Source organism: Cupriavidus pauculus, assembly GCF_022179805.1.
In the GTDB taxonomy this organism is placed as follows: domain Bacteria; phylum Pseudomonadota; class Gammaproteobacteria; order Burkholderiales; family Burkholderiaceae; genus Cupriavidus; species Cupriavidus pauculus_E.
This window is the reverse complement of sequence record NZ_BPUO01000002.1, coordinates 220,405-237,646: the sequence shown is the minus strand read 5'-3', so window position 1 is coordinate 237,646 and position 17,242 is coordinate 220,405. Positions and strand designations below refer to the sequence as shown.

Sequence of the window (17,242 nt, the reverse complement as noted above, 5' to 3'; positions counted from 1 at the left end):
AGATCCGTTCAGAGCTTGTAGCTCGACAGCAGGATGCTGGTTTCGGTGGCCGAAATGCCATCGACCAGCCGGATCCGGTCGAGCGTGCGGTCGAACTGCTCCAGCGTATCGGCGCGCAGTTCGGCGATGATGTCCCAGCGGCCATTGGTCGTGTGCAATGTCTGTACATTGGGGTCGCCACGCAGCGCCTGTAGCACCTGGCGCGCCTTGTTGCCTTCTACGGCCACCGTCATCCAGGCGCGGATGCGGTGCGGCTCGGCTTCGGGCTTGAGCCGTACCGTGTAGCCCACGATCTGGCCTTCCTTCTCCAGCTTCTCGATGCGATTCTGCACGGTGGCGCGCGACACGCGCAGCGCCTTGGCCAGCGCCGTGACCGGCGTGCGCGCGTTGTCGCGCAGCAGGCCCAGCAGTTGACGATCGGTGGCGTCCATCGCGGTCCTCCCTGGTAACTGGCAGATTGCTGGTTCACTCCAGCAAATTGTTCAGCGAACCTAGCAATTTGTCCAGTTTGCTAACTATTCGTTGGCAGGCACGCGCACGACAATTCACTCAGAGCCTTTATCTAACTGAGGAGACCGCCGTGACCGATCGCCCGACCATTCTGCTGGTTGCCCCAACGTTCTACGACGTGTCCTACAGCATCAATCCCTGGATGGACCCGGCGGCCTGGGCCCGCGACCCCGGCGGCATGCATCGCCGTGCACTGGCGTCGTTCGATGCGCTGCGCGAGGCCTTGGACCGGGCCGGGTTTGCCGTCGAAGTGGTCGAAGGCGCGCCGGGCCAGCCCGACATGGTGTTTCCGGCCAATGCCGCCGTCGTGCTCGATGGCAAGGCAGTGCTGGCGCGCTTTCGTTACCCGCAGCGACGCGGCGAGGAAAAGCCATTCGCGGCCATCTTCGAGCAGTTGCGTGCGCGCGGCCTGATCGACACCGTGGAAACGCTGCCGGACGGCTGCTTCCAGGAAGGCGCCGGCGATTGCATCTGGGACGCCACGCGCGGGCATTTCTGGGCCGGCTTCGGACCCCGCTCGTCGCGCGATGCCGCCGATGCCATGGCACGCCAGTTCGGCCAGGAGGTGGTGGCACTGGAACTGGCCACGGAGCAGAGCTATCACCTCGATGTCTGCTTCTGCCCGCTGGCCGGTGGCGACGTGCTCTATTACCCGCCGGCCTTCACCGAATCCGCGTTGCGGACATTGCGGGCTCGTGTGCCGGTGGCCCAGCGTATCGAGGCCAGCGAGGACGACCTGCGGCACTTCAGCGTCAACGCGGTCAATCTCGACGAGCACGTGGTCATGACACGTACGACATCGCATCTTCGCCATGAACTGGGACAGCGCGGCTACCGCCTGCATGAGGTGGACCTGTCGCCGTACATGATGTCGGGCGGCGGCGCGTATTGCATGACGCTGCGGCTGGACCGCGTCAGCGCCAGTGTGCGGCGCGCCGCGGCGGCCTGACTGGAGACCCGCCATGAAACAACGGCCTGCAATGACCCGCTTTCTCGATGCTGGCGACGTCGCCGCACTGGTCCGCGGCGAGGGTGTGCGCCAGGCAATCGTGCAGGTGGCAGCCTGTGTGCGCGAAGACTTCCTGCGCTGGCAGGCGTTCGAGAAATCGGCGCGGCTCGCCAGCCATTCACCCGTGGGCGTGATCGAGCTGATGCCGGTCAGTGACGGCGCGCAGTTCGCTTTCAAATATGTGAATGGCCATCCGCGCAATGCGCAATATGCGCTGCCCACCGTCATGGCCTGCGGCATGCTGGCCGACGTGAACACCGGCTTTCCGCTGCTGCTGGCGGACCTGACGCTGGCCACCGCGCTGCGTACCGCCGCCACCTCGGCGTTGGCCGCGCAGGCAATGGCCCGCCCCGGCGCGCGCACGATGGCGCTGATCGGCAACGGCGCACAGGCCGAGTTCCAGTCGCTGGCGTTTCATGCCATGGCCGGCGTGACGACGATACGCGCTTACGACATCGACCCCGGCGCCACGGCGCGGCTGATGCGCAATCTGGCGAACGTACGAGGTCTGGCGATTGTGCCGGTGCGTTCGGTGTCCGAGGCGCTGAGTGGTGCCGACATCGTGACCACGGTCACCGCCGACAAGACGCGCGCCACCATCCTCACGCCGGACATGGTGCAACCCGGTATGCACCTCAATGCGGTGGGCGGCGATTGCCCAGGTAAAACCGAGTTGCACGTGGACATCCTGCGCCGTGCGCGCATCGTGGTGGAGTACGCGCCCCAGTCGCGTATCGAGGGCGAAATCCAGCAATGGCCCGAGGCCCCTGTCAGCGAGTTGTGGGAGGTGTTGTCGGATGCCGCTCCCGGCCGCGTGGGCGACGACGAGGTGACGGTGTTCGATTCGGTCGGGTTTGCGCTGGAAGACTATGCGGCATTGCGCTGGCTTCACGCCACCGCGCTGGCACGCAACGCGGGCCGTGCCGTGGAGCTGGTGGCGATGCCGCCCGACCCGCGCGACCTGTATGGCTGGATGATGGCGGCGGACCCACTGGATCCGCCGGCAGCAACCGCCTTGTCCCGACCCATGCCCAGCGAGGCAATGACGTCGTGAAAAACAAACGGCCCGGACTGATCGTCCGGGCCGTTTGTTTCATCGTAGATTAACGAATTCTTAAGCGCCTGCGCGGCCCATCATCAGCTGGGCGCGCAGGAAGCCCTTGATTTCCTCGAGCGACGGCGTCTTCAGGAACACCATGATGCCCCATTGCTGCAGCGCATCGGCCACGCCGTCATAGGCCTGGCGGTTGGTGATCACCGCAAAGATCACGCGCTGGCGCGAGAAGAAATTCTGCAGCTTCTCGATCGTGGCGGACTCGGCGTCGTTCAGTTCCTCGACGTAGTAGAGCACCACGCGCGGGCGCGAATCCACCGACGTGATGACCGTGTCGACTACGTCTTCCAGTACCTGCGTCTTCAGCGGCAACGACCACTTGCCGAGCTGCGCACTGATGCGTTGCGCTTCGGTGTGGTTCGGGTGGAAGACGACGAGATCGAGATTGTGCTCGACGGTGGTGTCTGGCAAGGCCCGGTTTTCCAGCAGCCGGTGCACGGTTTCCTTGTGGATGCGCCTGTGGCCACCATTGGTTTTCCAGGCGCCAAGTTCACCGCGTTCCACCATTTTCTGGACGGTACCCAGCGATACGTTGAGAAGTTTTGCAGCGGTTCGCGTGCTGTAGTACGGCTTTTCAGCCAGTTCCGGATCCAGTTTCATCCAATCACCCGTAGTGTCGATCAACAGCACAGTACGACTCGCGCACTGCACGGGCGTCCTCGGACACGCCACGTCGGTCATTGACCGGGCTGCTGTTTTTTACTGACCCTGATGCTCTCGACCTGCTCCCGGCCGGTCTTTGTTGCTTTGTTGCTTTACTTCGTGTTGACGTAGCAACGGCTTCAGGTTGCCGTGCACGCTTCCATCATTCGCAGCATTTACGCTGAATGCCAATAGTATGGCTTCAAGATGATTCGTTGCTACAGGGAAAGCAATGATTGGCGTCACACTTTTGTTGTTTAACGAACATCATTGCGATTAGGTGGACAGCGATAGACAAACATCATGACGCTCGACATTTATGCAGCCGGCGTCGCGTATAGCATCACAGACCCTGCATGCCGAACTTGGGTTCCCAAGTCCTATACATTTGACACATTTGCACGCGGGCGATGACCTTTCATTCAGCTTGCAGACCCCGCTGACAAGCCATGCTTGCGCACCTTGTCGAACAGCGTTGTCTTGGCCACACCCAGCGCCTCGCTGGCGCGCGTGAGATTGCCCGCGTGCCGCCGCAATGCATCGGCAATCAGTGCACGCTCGAACTGGTCCACGGCCTGTGCGAGCGGCAATGCCTCGGGTGCGACCGAGCCCTGGGCCGGGTCGCAGCCTAGCCCCAGCACATGGCGCTCCGCCAGGTTGCGTAACTCGCGTACGTTGCCGGGCCACGGGTAGGCCACCAGTGCCGCCAGTTCGGCGGGCGAGGCCGGCAGTGCTTCGCGCTCGAAGCGCAGCGCGGCCTGTGCGACAAAGTGTTCGAACAGCAGTGGCACGTCCTCGCGGCGTTCGCGCAGCGGTGGCAACTCCAGCGTGACGACATTCAGCCGGTAGTAGAGATCGGCGCGGAACTGGCTGGCATCGGCCAGCGCGCGCAAGTCGGCCTTGGTGGCCGCCACCACGCGCGTGTTCACCGGCACCGGCTGGTTGGACCCGAGCCGCTCCACCACGCGCTCTTGCAGCACGCGCAGCAACTTGATCTGCATCGGCATCGGCATGCTCTCGATCTCGTCGAGAAACAGCGTGCCGCCCTCGGCGTGTTCGATCTTGCCGATGCGCCGCTTGGCTGCGCCTGTGAACGCGCCGGCTTCGTGGCCGAAGATTTCCGATTCGAACAGTTGTTCGGGAAGCCCGCCGCAGTTGATCGGTACGAAGTGCCGCGCACGCCGGCCGCTGGCTTCGTGCAGGCAGCGCGCCACCAGCTCCTTGCCCGTGCCGGTCTCGCCGTGGATCAGCACATTGGCCGCCGTGTCGCCAACGCCGGCGATCATCTGGCGCAGCCGCTCGATGGCTGGCGAATGGCCGATCAGCTTTGCGGTCAACCCTTCGCGGCCCGCCAGGCGCGCACGCAGGTCGGCCACTTCCAGTGCGAGTCGTCGTTTGTCCAGCGCGCGGCGGCACGTGGCCACCAGCCGCTCCGGCGAGAACGGCTTCTCAAGAAAATCGTAGGCGCCTTGTTTCATGGCCTGTACTGCGAGCGTGACGTCGCCGTGCCCCGTGATCATGATCACGGGCAGCGACGCGTCGCGCCCGGCCAGTTCGCGCAGCAGGGCCATGCCGTCCGCGCCGGGCAGGTGGATGTCGCTCACGACGATGCCGGCGAAGCCGGTCTCCACCTCGCGCAGCGCTGCCTCGGTACTGCCCACGGCGCGCGTGGCGATGCCTTCGAGCTTCAGCGCCTGCTCGCAGCCCAGCCGCACGTCGGCATCGTCCTCGACGATCAGCACTGTGAGCGCGGCCGGTGCGTCGGCCGGCGCCTGGACTTCGATCGGTTCAGCCGACATGGCGCAATGCCTCGCGTGCCTGCGGCAGGGCCAGCGTGAAGCAGGCGCCGCCGTCGGGGTGATTGGTCGCGGTCAGGTTGCCGCCGTTCTCGCTCAGGATGCCGGCCGACAGCGTCAGCCCCAGGCCCAGCCCTTCACCGGCCGGCTTGGTGGTGAAGAACGGCTCGAACAACTTGGCGAAGGCGGCCTCCGACAAGCCTGGGCCGTTGTCGCGCACGGTCAGGTGCACCATGTCCGCCGATTCGTAGGCATGCAGCGACAGGTGCGGATCGGGGCGGCCCTTCAGCGCGTCGAGCGCATTGCCGACCAGGTTCACCAGCACCTGTTCCAGCCGGTTCGGGTCGCACGCCACGGCCAGGTGTGCGTCGATGTCGCGGTCGATGCGCGGGGCCACCGCCGCGATGCGCGTTTCCAGCAGGAACAGCGCGTTGTCCACGGTATCGGCCAGTTGCGCGGTGTGGCCCTGGCCGGCCGCCGGATTGCGCGCGAACGACTTCAGCGCGCCGGTAATGCGGCCCATGCGCTCCACCAGGCCGATGATCCGGTCCAGGTTGCCTTGCGCGGTCTCGTAGTCACCCTGCGCCATGAACTTGCCCGTATTGCCGGACAACGTGCGCAGCGCCGCCAGCGGCTGGTTCAGTTCATGGGCGATGCCGGCGGACATCTGGCCCACCGCAGCCAGCTTGCCGGCCTGCATCAGGCCATCCTGGGCCTGCCGCAGGAAGGTCTCGGTACGGGTCCGTTCCACCACCTCGGCCTGCAGTTGCTGGTTGGTGGCGGAAAGGTCGGCGGTGCGCTCCGCCACCTTGCGTTCCAGTTCACTGTTGGCGGCTTCCAGCGCCGCGCGCGCGGCCAGCCGTTCGCCGACGATGCGTCGCCGCACATTCCAGGCGGCGCCCAGCAGCAGCACGAACGCGGCCAGCACGCCGGCCAGCGCGGCGCTGTTGAGCGCGGCCACGCGCGCCTGCGACGTGTTGGTCAGCAGCGTCAGGTCCCAGTCGGTGCCCGGCAGCGCCAGGTGCTGCGCCAGCATCGGCGGGCCCTGGCGCAGCCGCACCAGTGCATCGCCGCCCACGGACGGGCCGCTGGCCAGCGGCCGCACGGTGGTCAGTTCCAGTTGGGGCAGGGCGGCGCGGTTGTATTGCAGGCTGCGGTCCAGCCGCGCGCGCAGGTCGTCGGACAGCGGGTGCAGCGCGGCCAGCTTCCACGACGGGTCCGATGCCAGGATCACCACGCCGTTCTCGTCGGCCAGCAGCATCTGGCTGTCGTTGCCCTGCCAGCGATTTTCCAGCGGTTCCAGGCCGATCTTGACCACGGCCACGCCCACCGGGCGGTCGCGGTCGCCCAGCGGCGCCGACAGGTAATAGCCAGACTCGCTGCGGGTCGTGCCCACGCCGTAGAAACGGCCGAGCTGGCCTTCGATGGCGGCGCGGAAGTAGGGGCGAAAGCTCAGGTCTTCGCCCATGAAGCTGTCCGGGCGCTGGAAGTTGCTGGTGGCCAGCACCTTGCCCCGGGCATCGAGCAGGTAGATGACGCGCGTGCCGGCCCGGCTGTTCAGGGCCGCCAGGTAGGCATTGGCCTGGGCCACGCGCTCGGGCGAGGCGGGCTGGCGCAGCAGCGCATCGATGCGTCCGTCCAGCGACAGCAGGCTGGGCACGTAGTCGTAGCGGGCCAGCTCGCTTTCCAGCGCCTGGGCGTACAGCCGCATCTGCACCTGGCCGCGCTCGGCCTGGCGGGACAGGGCGCCGTCATAGGTATAGCGATAGCCCAGCCAGCCGGCGCCCGTGATCAGCACGGCCAGCACGAGCAGGGCGACAAACGGGACAGCGCGGCGCCAGGGCGGGATGGACGTCCGGGCGCCGTCGGGGGGAGACACGATCATGCGGATTCGGGGGGACGGAAACTCGCCATGTGGCGTATCGGGCTCTTGTTCGCGGAAAAATCACGCGTTTGGCCGCGCGGCGTCATGGGCAAGGCGACGTTTTACCACAGCCGGCGCTGCGTCCATCGGAAGTCGGGGCGTTTCCATCCCCCATTCGGGGGATACGGCGCAGGCCGTAAACGCAAAAAGGCCCGCCTGCCTGATCGGCAGCCGGGCCCTGGCACACCTTGGACCAGCTTACTTGCTGGCCAAAGCCTGAACGGGTGTCAGGCCGGCATCGTCCGCCGAGGTGTCAGCCTCGTCGGACAAATCCGGTGCGCCGATCGCGTTCTCGCTTTTGGCGACAACGGTCGTTGCGATGGCATTGCCAAGCACGTTCGTCACGGTACGGCCCATGTCCAGGACATGGTCGATACCCAGCACCAGCAGGATGCCGGCTTCCGGCAGGCCGAACATCGGCAGCACGGCGGCCACCACCACCAGCGATGCGCGCGGCACGCCGGCGATGCCCTTGCTGGTCACCAGCAGCACCAGCAGCATGGTGATCTGCTGCGACAGCGACAGCTCGATGCCGTACACCTGCGCCACGAACAGCGCGGCGAACGACGTGTACATGATCGAACCGTCCAGGTTGAACGAGTAACCCAGCGGCAGCACGAAGTTGGTGATGCGGCTCTTCACGCCAAAGCGGTTCAGCTGGTCGATCACCTTCGGGTAGGCCGACTCGCTGCTGGCCGTGGCAAAGCCGATCATCAGCGGCGCGCGCAGCTGGCGGATCAGCTTGAAGATGTCGCGGCCCAGGAAGAAGTAGCCACCGGCGATCAGCGCGATCCAGAGTAGCGCCAGGGCGGCGTACACGCTACCCAGCAGCTTGGCGTAGATCACCAGCACGCCCAGGCCCTGGGCGGTGATCACGGCCGCCACGGCACCGAACACGCCCACCGGCGCAAAGGCCATGACGTAGTTGGTCACCTTGAGCATGATGTGGCCCAGGCCGTCGATGCTGGCCAGCACCGGCTTGCCCACGCCGTCCTTGAGCGTGCCCAGCGCAAAGCCGAAGAACAGCGAGAACACCACGATCTGCAGCACTTCGTTGGTGGCCATGGCCTCGACGAAGCTCTTCGGGAACATGTGCGCGATGAAGTCGCGCAGGTTCAGCGAGCCGGTCTTCAGGTTCGACGCGGCGTCGGCGGCCGGCAGCGGCAGGTTCATGCCGTGGCCCGGCGCCAGCAGGTTGGCCATCAGCAGGCCCAGCAGCAGCGACGTGATGGACGCGGCCATGAACCAGGCCATGGCCTTCAGGCCGATGCGGCCCACGGTCTTGCCGTCGCCCATGCTGGCAATTCCCGACACCAGCGTGGCAAACACCAGCGGCCCGATGATCATCTTGATCATGCGCAGGAACACGTCGGTCAGGATCGACAGCTTGTCGGCAATCGCCTTGGCGGAGGCGGCGTCGGCCGCCATGTTGTGCGCGGCACTGCCGACGATCACGCCGAGCAGCATCGCAATGAAGATCAGGGTTGGCAGTCGTTTTGTCATCGTGGGTACTTCCTCCTTTGTGCCGGCACGTCACACGCGGGTTTGGGGGCAGCGAGCCCGGGCCGGGATGTCATATAGCGGCGGCTAGAGTGCACGAGCCGTGCCAGCGGAGGACCGTCTGAATACAGATGTAAAACGATGAATACAAAGGGATTTTTTGAGTGCTGCCGGCGGGGTGTCCGGGAATCCGAACAGGGAGGGGGGGAATGCTGTTCGGGTTTCCGAACGGGGTTTTGGTGGGATGTGATGGGGGAGGCGGTTGGGGGGGGCGGGTTTTCTCCCCAACCGATGTGAAGCTCCCCTCTCCCGCCTGCGGGAGAGGGGAGCTTCAATTGGGGAGCGTCACTTAGGAAGCGTCAGCCGTCAACCGCCGCCGCGCCCTCGCACGTATCCAGAAACGCTTCCAGCGGCATCGGTTTCCCTATCGCATACCCCTGCGCATAGTCCACGCCAATCGCCCGTAGCGTGTGCAGCGTACCTTCGTCTTCCACCCATTCGGCCACGGTGCGCACGCCCAGCCGGTGGCCGATGTCGTTGATCGAGCTGACGATCTCGCGGTCCACGGCGTTGCGGGCCAGGTTGCGGATGAAGCTGCCGTCGATCTTCAGGTAGTCCACCGGAAACTGCTTCAGGTAGGCAAACGACGACAGGCCGGCGCCGAAGTCGTCGAGCGCCACGGTGCAGCCGGCGCTGCGCATGTCGGCCACCACGCGGCTGGCGGCGGTCATGTTGTTGATCAGCGCGGTCTCGGTGATTTCCAGGCGGATGCGGTCGGCCGGCAGCGCCGAGTCTTCCAGCGCGGCGTGCAGGAACGGCAGCAGGAAGGGCTCGCCCAGCGAGTTGGCCGACAGGTTGATCGACACCGACAACCCCGGCACGCCGGCCAGGCGGTCGCCGTACTGCTGCAGCACGTTGCGGATCACCCAGCGGTCGATATGGCCCATCAGGTCGTAGCGTTCGGCGGCCGGAATGAACGCGCCGGGCATGATCAGCGTGCCTTGCTCGTCCACCATGCGCACCAGGATCTCCACGTGGCGTGTGTCGTCCTGGGCCGGGCGCAGCGAGCGGATTTCCTGCGCGTACAGCCGGAAGCGGTTGGCCTCCAGCGCCGAATGGATGCCGGCGGCTACCTCCAGCTCGCGGTGGTGGCGCCGCGCATCGCTTTCATCGCGGCGATAGACCGACACGCGATTGCGGCCGGCTGCCTTGGCGGCATAGCAGGCCACGTCGGCGCGGCTCATCAGTTCGCTCACGGGCGGCACGTCGTTGTCGATGGCCGCGATGCCGATGCTGGCGCCCACGTCGTAGACGCGGCCGTTCCACGGAAAGCGGCGCTCGCGCACGGCGTCGATCACCTTCATGCAGACCTGCTCGGCATGCTCGACGCTGCAATCCTTGAGCAGCAGCGCGAATTCGTCGCCGCCCAGCCGCGCCAGCAGGTCGTCGGGGCGCACCTGGTGGCGGATCACGTAGCCCAGTTCGCGCAGCAGCACGTCGCCGGCGCCGTGGCCGGCCGTGTCGTTGACGATCTTGAAGCGGTCCAGGTCGATGAAGCACAGCGCTGCGCGCTGGTGGCCGTGCAGCCGCGCATGCTCGCAGGCTTCGCGCAGCCGTTTCTCGAACCAGGCGCGGTTGGGCAGGCCGGTCAGCGCGTCGTGGGTGGCCGAATGGGCAAGCTCGCGTTGCAGCGCGCGCGACGTGGTGATGTCCTGGAACACCAGCACCGCGCCAAGCACGCTGCCGTCGTTGGCCAGCACCGGCGCGGCGGAATCCTGCACGTCATGGCGCTCGCCGGTCAGGCTCTGCAGCACCGCGCCTTCTTGCAGGTAGGCCGGGCGCAGCGTTTCCAGGCATTGCTCCACCGGACTCGGAATCGTCAGGTCAGTATCCTCGTCGACGATGCGGAACACCTGTTCCAGCGGCTGGCCCATCGCGGCGTCCATGCTCCAGCCGGTCAGTTGCTCGGCAATCGGGTTCATGAAGGTCACGCGCATCACGCGGTCCGTGCAGATCACGGCGTCGCCGATGGAGCGCAGCGTGATGTGCAGCCGTTCCTTTTCCTCGAACAGCGCCCGGTTCAGGTTGCGCTGCTCGGTGATGTCCCAGTTGGTGCCCACCAGCGCGCGCGTGGTGTCGTCCTCGTGGCGCGAGATCGTGGCCATGGCGCGCACATGGCGGATCTCGCCGGCGGGCCGCACCACGCGGTATTCGGTATCGAAGCGGCGCACGCCACGAATGGCCTGGCGCATCTCGGTGCTGACCCGGCTCACGTCCTCGGGATGGACCATCGCGATCCACTGGGCCAGCGTGGGCGGCCCCAGCTCGGGCGCGGTGCCGTGCAGCGCGTGCATGCGCGCGTCCCACGTGATTGCTGCCGCCGAGAAATCCCATTCCCAGATGCCCACGCCGCCGGCTTCCACGGCCAATTGCGTGCGGCGCGTCAGCTGCTCCAGCTGTTCCTGGGCCAGCTTGCGCGTGTGGATGTCTTCCACCTGCGAAATGAAATGGTCGGGCCGGCCAGTGTTGTCGTCGCGCACCAGCGACACCGCCAGCAGCGTCCAGAGGTAGTGGCCGTCCTTGTGGCGGTAGCGCTTTTCCAGCCGGTAGGAATCGATCTCGCCGGCCAGCAGCCGCTCCACCTGGCGCAGGTCGGCCGCCAGGTCGTCGGGGTGGGTCATCAACTGGAACGGCAGGTCGCGCAGTTCGTCGGGGCTGTAGCCCAGCAGGTCGACCATGGCGCGGTTGACCATCTGCCAGCGCCCGTCCAGCCCCACCAGCGCCATGCCGATGGCCGAATGCTCCAGCGCCTGGCGGAAGCGCCGTTCGCTGCCGCGCAGTTCGATCCGGCCCTTGCGGTTCTGCTCGGTCATGAACGCGATGCAGACCGGGAACACCATCACCAGCGCCCCCGACAGCGGAATCGACCGCGTGGCCAGGAATTCGGTGCCGGACAGCAGGCCGACGACTTCGGCGGCCGCCGCGGCCAGCAGGGTCAGCAGCGCCGTGGCGAACGGGTTGCTGACCAGCGCCACGATCACCAGCGGCAGCGACATCACCACGAACGGGTCGTGCCCGGCGCGGATGGCGCCGGCGCCAATGGCCACGCACAGCGCGGCCAGGCCGGCCAGGCGCAGCAGCATGGCCCGCTGGCAGGTGGCGCGCACGCGCTCGCGCGAGATGGACACCATCAGCGGCAGCAGCATCACCATGCCGATGGCACCGGCGTTCCACCAGTTCCACCAGACCTTGGGAAACGGCGTGCCGTATTGGGCCGCGATGACCCACGCGCCCAGCAGGCCGCTGAGCGCCGGCCCTACCGTCGAGGCGATGCCCAGCGTCAGCGCGAACGTGGCCAACTGCCCGGTGCGGAACAGCGCCTGGCGGCCGACCATGAACCGCACGAGCAGCACGGAACCGGCCAGTTCGACCAGGTTGGCGGCGGAAAGCAGCAGCGCGGCGCCCGGCGGGTGGCCGGCGCCCAGGATGTCCGCGGCGATATTGGCCGCCATCATGGCCGCCAGCAATGCCGGCGTCTCGCGGTTGGGGCGATGCAGCAGCAGGCCCAGGCCAAACGCGTTGGCCAGCCAGACCGCCGCGGCGTGGCCAGGAATGCGGGCCAGCCACAGGCCGGCCAGGGCCAGCAGGAAATAGCCGGTGCCCGCCAGCAGCAGCGGACGCCAGTTGCCAAGGCGTGCCATGGGCGAAAGATTCGAAGGGGGCGCGGCCGTGTCGGGCGTCATCAGTTTCGGGTTCCCACTTGGCACGCCACGCGTGCCGAAAGCCATGCGGGCAGGCGTGCGATGGTCGCACCGTGCCCAGCGTAGGTGGCACTTTAGTCGCGCCAGGCAAAATCCGACAGCGGATAAAGGGGTAGCTGCACGGCTTTGTTGGGACTGGCGCGGGGCGGGGAAAACTGGTATGGCAGCCGGGTGGGCCACTATAAATAGACGACCGAAAGTGTCAGGGAACCGTCCAGCGAGATGTCGCCTTGGATCGGCAGGTTGGGTTTGGACACGATCCAGGTCTTGACGGACAGCGGCTGCTCCAGCCGCTCGATGGTGCCTGGCGTGGCCGAGGCGTCAGTCGACCACGCGTAGGTCGCCTCAGTGCCGGTGTAGTAATCGCCACTCATGCGGGTCCAGCTGGCGCCGGCGTTCTTGCTTCCCAGCGGCGCGGCCGTCCGGCCGTCGGCACTGCCGTTCTTCATCACCAGCGCGTAGCTGCCGATGTTGGCCGCGTCCACGCTGCCGAGGCCGAAGTAGTTATCGGGATACTTGCTGTCGTGGGGTACCTTCGTGGCGGCGCGATTGTCGACAATCTGCATGCCGAGCTGCGTCGGGCCATCGCACTGGAGTCATGACTGTATTGATGGTGGCCATGGCCTTCATGCCCTGCGCGTTCAGCGTGCTCGACGGGATCGTGCCCAGGTCGACCACGCCATCGTTGTTCAGCGAAATGGCGCAGGCCGACGGCCGGATGGTGCCGCCCATGCGCAGATCGGCCGACTCGGCGCCCAGGGCGCAGGTCGAAGCGCCAAGGATTAGCAGGCCGGTCACGGCAATGCGGTGCATGTCTTTCATCGGGGGCTCCAGTCGGCATGGACGCGAGTTGCGGCTCGCAGTCAGATGACGATGCATTGCAGTCTGATGCAGTCCGGTGGTTTGCTGAATGGCCATTTATTGAAGTTGTTGGAAGTTTCGTCGTAGTTCGCCGAAACTTCCGGGGTCTGTACCTTTCCGAACGGAAGCCTGGCCCGCCAGACGCTGCAATCGGCCGGCGGCTCATCAGGGGGACACCCATGGACGTCAAGCGATTCTTCCGCATTGCCAGCTCCGCGCTGGTGGCCTTTGTCATCTTCGTGGTGCTGGCCGTGGGCAGTACGTACTGGTGGGGCGGGCGCAAGCTCGCGCGCAAGATCGACGTGGCGGTGCAGCCGGTGGCGATACCCACCGACACCACGGCCATCGCCCATGGCAAGTACCTGTTCGATTCGCGCGGCTGTGCCGACTGCCATGGCGGCAAGGGCACGGGCCGGCAGGTGTTCGACGAAGCCAACGGCTTTCGCGTGTTCGCGCCGGACCTGACGCGCGCCAATCCCGAAATCGCCAAATACCAGTCCCAGGACTGGGACCGCGCCATCCGCCACGGCGTGGGGCCCACTGGCCGGCCGCTGCTGGTGATGCCCAGCGAGGACTACAACCGGCTTTCCAACGAAGACTTCGGCGCGCTGGTCGCCTATATACAAAGCCTGCCGCCCGGCGAGGGCCGGCAGGGCGAAATTCATTTCCCGTGGTTCCTGCAGGGCATGTATGGCGCGGGCGTGATCAAGGATGCGGCCGAGAAGATCGACCACAGCCTGCCGCCGCAGCCGGCCATTGCGGCAGCGGTGAACGTGCAGTACGGCGCCTACGTGGCCAATTCCTGCAAGGGCTGCCATGGCGGCGACCTGCGCGGCGGCCATATCCCGGGCGCGCCGCCCGACTGGCCGCCAGCCGCCAACCTGCGGCCCGGCGGCGTCATGAAGACCTATGCCGGCGCCAGCCAGTTCGTGGACATGATGCGCACCGGCAAACGGCCCAACGGCACCGACGTCAGCCGCGTGATGCCATTCGGCGCCTTCGCCAAAATGGACGACACCGACCTCAACGCGCTCTATCTGTTCCTGACTTCGGAATAATCCCCATCGGAGTGCGTGCGGCAGCGTTTGCGCAGTGCCGCGCATGAATTTCGTATTTGCACTATGCTCCCCGGGTTCGCCGGGTGGGCAGGGACTTTTGGCGCCAATCGCCCGGCGGACATGCGAATAAACCGACTGGGCCAAGCACCCAAGGAGTCCCCCCAAAATGACGACCCTCACCCTCAACGGCAAGACCGTGGAGGTGGACGCCGATCCGTCCACGCCACTGCTGTGGGCCTTGCGCGACAACCTCGGCATGACCGGTACCAAGTTCGGCTGCGGCATGGCCGCATGCGGCGCGTGCACGGTCCATATCAACGGCCAGGCCACGCGTAGCTGCGTGATGCCGATCTCGGCCACGGCCGGCAGCAAGATCAACACCATCGAAAGCATGCCCGACGACAAGGTCGGCAAGGCTGTGCTCGCAGCCTGGCTCAAGCACGACGTGGCGCAGTGCGGCTACTGCCAGAACGGCCAGGTCATGAGCGCCGTGGGCCTGCTGCGCAGCAAGCCGCGTCCCACCGACGCCGACATCGACCAGGCCATGGCCGGCAACGTCTGCCGCTGTGGCACCTATCAACGGATTCGCGCGGCAATCAAGGACGCTGCGCGCGCCATCGCCGTCAAGGCCTGAGGGAGCCACACATGCGTATTCGAGGCATTGAAGCCCTGGCGGGCGGCAGCGGCGCGCCCGTGGCCGGGCAGGACACACCGGCCGCGCTGACGCGGCGTGGTTTCCTGAAGTTGTCGGGTCTGGCGGGCGGCGGGTTTGCGCTGGGCATCGTCGGCATGGAGGCCGCACAGGCGCAGCAGGGCGCGGCCAAGCCGGCCACGCCGCCGCAGGCGTTCCTGATGATCGCGCCGGACAACACCGTGACCATCGCCGTGAACCGGCTGGAATTTGGCCAGGGCGTGCATACGGCATTGCCGATGGCGCTGGCCGAGGAACTGGACGTCGACTGGAAGAACGTGCGCGCCGTGCTGGCACCGGCTGGCGACGCGTACAAGGACCCGATGTTCGGCATCCAGATGACCGGCGGCTCCACCGCGCTGAACCACTCGTTCGAGCAGTACCGCGAACTCGGGGCACGTGCGCGCGCCATGCTGGTAGAGGCGGCTGCACGCAAGTGGGAAGTCAATGCGGCAGCCTGCACGGCATCGATGGGTGTGGTGACGTCGGGCAACAACCGCGCCACCTACGGTGAGCTGGCCGAGGCGGCCATGCGCCTGCCGGTGCCGGCGCAGGTCAAGCTCAAGGACCCGGCCCAGTTCCGTATCGTCGGCAAGCCCACGCCGCGTCTGGACTCCGCGTCGAAGCTGCACGGCGATGCCGTGTTCGGCATGGACGTCCGGCTCAAGGACATGATGGTGGCCGTGGTGGCCCACCCGCCGCGCTTTGGCGGCAAGGTCAAGACCTTCAACGCCGACCGCGCGCGCAAGATCAAGGGCGTGGCCGACGTGATGATCGTCAACGTGGATCGTGGGGGCACGGGCGTGGCGGTGGTGGCCGATGGCTACTGGCCAGCCAAGACCGCGCGCGAGGCGCTGGAGATCGTCTGGGAAGACGCGGGCTCGACGGTCAGCACCGCCGCGCTGTTCGACCAGTTCAGCAAGCTGGCCACGCAGCCCGGCATCATGGCCCGCCCGCTTGAAGGCGCCAGCATCGACGCCGCGCTCTCCGGTGCGGCCAAGGTGATCGACGCCGAATACCGGGTGCCGTACCTGGCGCACGCGCCGATGGAGCCGCTCAACTGCACGCTGCAGCCCGAAGTGGCCGGCAAGAAGGTGACGTCGGTGAAGGTGTGGGTCGGTTCGCAGTTCCAGACCATCGACCAGGCCGCCATCGCGCGCACGCTGCAACTGACGCCCGAGAAGGTCACGCTGAACACGATGATGGCCGGTGGCGGCTTTGGCCGCCGCGCGGTGCCCACGTCGGACTACCTGGTGGAAGCGGCCAGCGTGCTGAACGCCTGGGTGGCCAGCGGCCACACGGCACCGCTGAAGATCATGTGGAGCCGCGAGGACGACATCAAGGGCGGCTACTACCGTCCGCTGCACGTGCATCGCGCGCGCATCGGCGTGGACGCCCAGGGCAAGGTGGTGGGCTGGCAGCACACCATCGTCGGCCAGTCGATCATCACCGGCACGCCGTTCGAACCGATGATGGTCAAGAACGGCGTCGACGCCACGATGACCGAAGGCATCGTCGAGAACGACTACGACCTGCCGCTGCAGGTGCAGGTACACCACCCCAAGGTGGACGTGCCCGTGCTGTGGTGGCGTTCGGTGGGCAACACGCACACCGCGTTCGTCAAGGAAACGCTGGCTGACGAAATGGCCACGGTCGCCAAGCAGGACCCGGTGGCCTGGCGCCTGTCTCGTCTGGACGAGAAGAAGCACGCACGGCACCGCGCCGCGCTGCAACTGGCCGTGGACAAATCAGGCTACGGCAAGAAGAAGCTGCCGAAGGGGCATGCCTGGGGCGTGGCCGTGCACGAGTCGTTTGGCTCGGTGGTGGCCTACGTGGTGGACGTATCGGTGGAAAAGGGCGAGCCGCGCGTGCATCGCGTGACGGCTGGCGTGCATGCGAACCGCGTGGTCAATCCGCTGACCGCCGAGGCGCAGATCCAGGGCGGCTGCGTGTTTGGGCTGGCGATGATCAAGCCGGGCTTTGCCATCGAGATGGAAAACGGCATGGTCAAGAACAGCAACTTCCCCGACTATCCGCCGCCGCGCATGCCCGATGCACCGGTAGTGGACGTGTTCTTCGTGCCGTCGAACGACAACCCGACCGGGCTCGGCGAGCCGGGCACGCCGGGTATTGCACCGGCCGTGGCCAATGCGCTGTTCCGCCTGACCGGCAAGCGTCAAAGGCAGTTGCCGTTCGTGGTGGCGTAAGGCTCGAAGCTACGCTCTGTTCTGGCTCCCCTCTCCCTCTGGGGGAGAGGGGCTGGGGGTGAGGGCAAGCGGTTCGACTACGAGATGCTCGTTTAGTACGCGACCGCAGACCCTCACCCCCAACCCCTCTCCGGCACGGCGGGAGAGGGGAGCGAAATCGTGGCAAGTT

The 17,242-nt window shown here is 66.5% G+C and carries 13 protein-coding genes; 5 read left to right on the top strand and 8 right to left on the bottom strand.

The features are described 5' to 3' along the window. Positions 1-8: 8 nt before the first annotated feature. A complete protein-coding gene (locus MFF62_RS04700; protein ID WP_124682268.1) occupies positions 9-431 on the bottom strand; it encodes an Lrp/AsnC family transcriptional regulator in 423 nt (140 codons plus the stop codon). A gap of 149 nt (positions 432-580) precedes the next feature. Here MFF62_RS04700 and MFF62_RS04695 point away from each other — a divergent pair, with 149 nt between their 5' ends. After that, positions 581-1,459, top strand: a complete 879-nt coding sequence (locus MFF62_RS04695; protein ID WP_238260694.1) for a dimethylarginine dimethylaminohydrolase family protein — start codon at positions 581-583, stop codon at positions 1,457-1,459. Positions 1,460-1,490: 31 nt separating this feature from the next. Continuing rightward, entirely contained in the window at positions 1,491-2,573 is a 1,083-nt protein-coding gene (locus tag MFF62_RS04690; RefSeq protein WP_473700882.1) for an ornithine cyclodeaminase, read from the top strand. Positions 2,574-2,633: 60 nt separating this feature from the next. On the opposite strand, the gene MFF62_RS04685 is transcribed toward MFF62_RS04690, so the two are convergent. The 7 genes from MFF62_RS04685 to MFF62_RS04655 form a co-directional block, all read right to left on the bottom strand. Next, on the bottom strand, positions 2,634-3,233 hold the full coding sequence (locus tag MFF62_RS04685) for a helix-turn-helix domain-containing protein (RefSeq protein WP_238260690.1): 600 nt from the start codon (positions 3,231-3,233) through the stop codon (positions 2,634-2,636). Positions 3,234-3,697: 464 nt separating this feature from the next. Then, the gene (locus MFF62_RS04680) at positions 3,698-5,074 is read right to left on the bottom strand and encodes a sigma-54-dependent transcriptional regulator (protein ID WP_238260688.1); all 1,377 of its coding nucleotides are present in this window, start codon (positions 5,072-5,074) and stop codon (positions 3,698-3,700) included. Next, positions 5,064-6,956 carry a sensor histidine kinase gene (locus MFF62_RS04675; protein ID WP_238260686.1) on the bottom strand — a complete coding sequence of 631 codons (1,893 nt, stop codon included), beginning with the start codon at positions 6,954-6,956 and terminating at the stop codon, positions 5,064-5,066. The genes MFF62_RS04680 and MFF62_RS04675 overlap by 11 nt, the downstream gene beginning before the upstream one ends. Before the next feature lie 237 nt (positions 6,957-7,193). After that, entirely contained in the window at positions 7,194-8,498 is a 1,305-nt protein-coding gene (locus tag MFF62_RS04670) for a dicarboxylate/amino acid:cation symporter (protein WP_238260684.1), read from the bottom strand. 356 nt (positions 8,499-8,854) lie between these two features. Further along, entirely contained in the window at positions 8,855-12,238 is a 3,384-nt protein-coding gene (locus tag MFF62_RS04665) for a diguanylate cyclase (RefSeq protein ID WP_238260682.1), read from the bottom strand. Positions 12,239-12,435: 197 nt separating this feature from the next. Beyond that, a complete protein-coding gene (locus MFF62_RS04660) occupies positions 12,436-12,822 on the bottom strand; it encodes a DUF1120 domain-containing protein (protein ID WP_238260681.1) in 387 nt (128 codons plus the stop codon). Further along, positions 12,761-13,078, bottom strand: coding sequence for a fimbrial protein (locus tag MFF62_RS04655; RefSeq protein ID WP_238260679.1), 318 nt, complete (start codon positions 13,076-13,078; stop codon positions 12,761-12,763). Before MFF62_RS04655 ends, MFF62_RS04660 begins: the two co-directional genes overlap by 62 nt. A gap of 218 nt (positions 13,079-13,296) precedes the next feature. On the opposite strand from MFF62_RS04655, the gene MFF62_RS04650 reads away from it, so the two are divergent. The 3 genes from MFF62_RS04650 (at position 13,297) to MFF62_RS04640 (ending at position 17,073) form a co-directional block, all read left to right on the top strand. Next, positions 13,297-14,175: a c-type cytochrome gene (locus MFF62_RS04650; RefSeq protein ID WP_238260677.1), complete on the top strand. Its 879-nt coding sequence runs from the start codon at positions 13,297-13,299 to the stop codon at positions 14,173-14,175. A gap of 166 nt (positions 14,176-14,341) precedes the next feature. Next, complete coding sequence (locus MFF62_RS04645) at positions 14,342-14,809, top strand: (2Fe-2S)-binding protein (protein WP_238260675.1); 468 nt, start codon at positions 14,342-14,344, stop codon at positions 14,807-14,809. Between the two features lie 11 nt (positions 14,810-14,820). Then, on the top strand, positions 14,821-17,073 hold the full coding sequence (locus tag MFF62_RS04640; protein ID WP_238260673.1) for a xanthine dehydrogenase family protein molybdopterin-binding subunit: 2,253 nt from the start codon (positions 14,821-14,823) through the stop codon (positions 17,071-17,073). The last annotated feature ends 169 nt before the right edge of the window (positions 17,074-17,242 follow it).

Excerpts from the sequence above, each read along its gene's own strand:
- MFF62_RS04700 (WP_124682268.1), bottom strand. The coding sequence starts at position 431 with ATGGACGCCACCGATCGTCAACTGCTGGGCCTGCTGCGCGACAACGCG.
- MFF62_RS04690 (WP_473700882.1), top strand. The coding sequence starts at position 1,491 with ATGACCCGCTTTCTCGATGCTGGCGACGTCGCCGCACTGGTCCGCGGC.
- MFF62_RS04685 (WP_238260690.1), bottom strand. The coding sequence starts at position 3,233 with ATGAAACTGGATCCGGAACTGGCTGAAAAGCCGTACTACAGCACGCGA.
- MFF62_RS04680 (WP_238260688.1), bottom strand. The coding sequence starts at position 5,074 with ATGTCGGCTGAACCGATCGAAGTCCAGGCGCCGGCCGACGCACCGGCC.
- MFF62_RS04675 (WP_238260686.1), bottom strand. The coding sequence starts at position 6,956 with ATGATCGTGTCTCCCCCCGACGGCGCCCGGACGTCCATCCCGCCCTGG.
- MFF62_RS04670 (WP_238260684.1), bottom strand. The coding sequence starts at position 8,498 with ATGACAAAACGACTGCCAACCCTGATCTTCATTGCGATGCTGCTCGGC.
- MFF62_RS04665 (WP_238260682.1), bottom strand. The coding sequence starts at position 12,238 with ATGACGCCCGACACGGCCGCGCCCCCTTCGAATCTTTCGCCCATGGCA.
- MFF62_RS04660 (WP_238260681.1), bottom strand. The coding sequence starts at position 12,822 with ATGCAGATTGTCGACAATCGCGCCGCCACGAAGGTACCCCACGACAGC.
- MFF62_RS04655 (WP_238260679.1), bottom strand. The coding sequence starts at position 13,078 with ATGAAAGACATGCACCGCATTGCCGTGACCGGCCTGCTAATCCTTGGC.
- MFF62_RS04650 (WP_238260677.1), top strand. The coding sequence starts at position 13,297 with ATGGACGTCAAGCGATTCTTCCGCATTGCCAGCTCCGCGCTGGTGGCC.
- MFF62_RS04645 (WP_238260675.1), top strand. The coding sequence starts at position 14,342 with ATGACGACCCTCACCCTCAACGGCAAGACCGTGGAGGTGGACGCCGAT.
- MFF62_RS04640 (WP_238260673.1), top strand. The coding sequence starts at position 14,821 with ATGCGTATTCGAGGCATTGAAGCCCTGGCGGGCGGCAGCGGCGCGCCC.